This window comes from Streptomyces sp. 150FB (assembly GCF_000818195.1).
GTDB lineage: Bacteria > Actinomycetota > Actinomycetes > Streptomycetales > Streptomycetaceae > Streptomyces.
This window is the reverse complement of sequence record NZ_JTHL01000001.1, coordinates 8,845,246-8,847,421: the sequence shown is the minus strand read 5'-3', so window position 1 is coordinate 8,847,421 and position 2,176 is coordinate 8,845,246. Positions and strand designations below refer to the sequence as shown.

The following is a 2,176-nucleotide window of genomic DNA, read 5'->3' as shown; positions in this document are numbered from 1 at the left end:
CAACGCCCGGATGCTCACCTCCACGCCCAGCACGGAGCGGATACGGCTCACCAGCCGGGTCGCCAACAGCGAATGCCCGCCCAGCTCGAAGAAGTTGTCGTCGATCGACACCGACGCCACACCGAGCACCTCGGCGAACAGACCGCACAGGATCTCCTCCCGCGGTGACCGCGGCGCCCGGCCGGAGACATGAGAGGCGAAGTCAGGAGCGGGCAGGGCCCGTCGGTCCAGCTTCCCGTTCGGAGTCAGCGGCAACGCCTCCAGGACCACGAAGGCCGAAGGGACCATGTAATCCGGCAACCGCTCCGCCACATATCCACGCAGCGCTCGGGTGCCGAGACCGTCGGCCGACACGCCGGCGCCTGGTACGACGTACGCCACGAGGCGCTTGTCGCCGGACTGGCTCTCTCGCACCACCACGGCGCTCTGTCCGAGCAGGCCGTGTCCTGCCAACACTGCCTCGATCTCGCCGAGTTCGAGGCGCTGACCTCGAATCTTGACCTGGTGGTCGCGCCGCTCCACGAACTCGATCCGGCCGTCGGGGAGACACCTCACGTAGTCGCCCATGCGGTACATCCGTGAGCCTGGCTCGGCGGAGAACGGGTCGGCGAGGAAGGCAGTTGAGGTGCGGGCCGGGTCTCCGACGTAGCCCTGACCGACGCCTACGCCGCTGACATACAGATCGCCAGGCATTCCCATGGGAACCGGCTGCAGGCCTTCATTGAGGACATACAGACGTATGTTGCGGATCGGGCGCCCGATGGTCACCTTCCTCTCCCGCCCGTAGCGCTCGCTCGTCATGATGGCGTGCGAGACGTCGTCGGAGCATTCAGTCGAGCCATAGGCATTGACGAGAGGAACGTTCGGGTAACGGGCGAACCAGCGCTCGCAGAGGTTGCCGGGTAGCGGCTCTCCCGTCACCACAAGCCAACGCAGCTTGGGCAGTTCGAGGATGTCGCCAGCGGCGTCCCATGTGTCGAGGGCAGCCCTCAGAAGGGAGGGAACGACTTCGAGTACGGAGATGCCTTCGTCAGCGACGCGCCGGAAGAGCTCTCGCGGATCAGCGGCGACCGAATGGTCGACGACGCGTATCTTCCCACCGAGTATCAGCGCGGCGAACGTCTGCCAGACCGAGATGTTGAAGGTCAGCGGCGCGTTCTGCATCACGTTGTCGGCGGAGGTGAGTTCCAGATCTTCGATCTTCGCCAGCAGGTGGTTCTCCATGCCCGCTCGGTGGACCATGGCGCCCTTGGGCCGCCCCGTGGACCCGGAGGTGAAGATGGAGTAGGCGATGTCGTAGTTCTTCGCTTCGTTCGGATACCACTCCCGCCCGTCCTGGTCCTCGTCGATGACCAGGACCTCGACGGCACCGCCCGATTCGGCCGCGATGGCGCGGGCACGGTCGAGGTGCTTCTTCTCTGCCAGCAAACAGCTCGCACCGCTGTCGGTCAGGAAGGTCGCGCTTCGCACCGTGGGAGCCTGGGGGTCCAGCGGGATGTAGCCGGCCCGGCTTCCGAAGACACCCAGTACCGACCACACGAACCGCGCACCGGGGTCGGAGATGATCCCGACCAACGTGCCAGCTCCCGTACCGCGTCGCGCGAGTCGCCTGGACAGAGCGCTGGCCCGGGAGATCAGAGTCTCGTATGTCACGTCTCCCGCGTCATCCACGACCGCGACGGCGTCGGGCTGCCTTTGGGCAACGGACCTGATCCTGTCCACGACGTCACGGAACTCCTCAACCCTCTCGGGCCCGTTCAGCGCGGCAAGGACTCGGTGACGCTCGGTCTCGTCGAGGATGTCGAGCCGGCCCACAGGGGTGTCGGGGGCTCCGGCAATGGTCTCCAGGATACGGATCAGCCGGTCGCCGAGTTCCTCGACCTCGGCACGGGCGAAGAGGTCGGGTCCGTACTCCAGGCGGATTTCGAGGTTGTCCCCGGGCAGGACGCGCAGGTTCATCGGATAGTGGCTGGCGTCGTGTGCCTCTGCTTGTGTGAGGCGGAGGGTGGAGGTGGCCTGGGCAAAGGCCTCCTCCTCCACCGGGTAGTTCTCGAAGACGACGACGGTGTCGAAGAGCTCGCCGGCCGGAGTGAGCCCGTGGATGTCGGTCAGCTTCAGATGCTGATGCCCCAGCAACCGGCTCTGCTCATCCTGCAAACGCACCAACGCCGCACGC

Annotated in this window: 1 protein-coding gene; it reads right to left on the bottom strand. The window is 66.1% G+C overall.

Annotated features, from left to right (window positions below; genetic code table 11):
- Positions 1-2,163 (bottom strand): amino acid adenylation domain-containing protein (locus QR77_RS47195; protein WP_269084347.1); only part of this gene is annotated, 2,163 nt, incomplete at its 3' end.
- Positions 2,164-2,176 lie beyond the last annotated feature (13 nt).